The sequence below is a fragment of the Rhizobium ecuadorense genome, from assembly GCF_001187535.1.
Lineage (GTDB): Bacteria > Pseudomonadota > Alphaproteobacteria > Rhizobiales > Rhizobiaceae > Rhizobium > Rhizobium ecuadorense.
Genome location: NZ_LFIO01001652.1, coordinates 1 through 263, shown reverse-complemented (window position 1 = coordinate 263; position 263 = coordinate 1). Strand labels below are relative to the sequence as shown.

Genomic DNA, 263 nt, shown 5'->3' with positions numbered 1-263 from the left:
GTGCTTATCCAGCCCGCCGATTACATCCGCTCCTTTGCGGCGGGCCTGTCGGGCAGGGTCAGTATCTTCGAGCGTTCTCCTGTCACTTCATTGAAGCAAGACAGCGGCACCTGGGCCGCCATGACAGACCGAGGGAAGGTCACCGCTCCAAAGGTGATCCTCGGGGTCAATGGCCACATCGACGATTTCGGGCACTATCGCGGCCGCCTGATGCACATCTTTGCTTATGCCTCGATGACAGCGCCGTTTCCAGCAGACGACTT

Annotated in this window: 1 pseudogene; it reads left to right on the top strand. The window is 59.3% G+C overall.

The features are described 5' to 3' along the window. Positions 1–263: pseudogene (locus AF337_RS32895) on the top strand (FAD-dependent oxidoreductase); the annotation flags it as partial.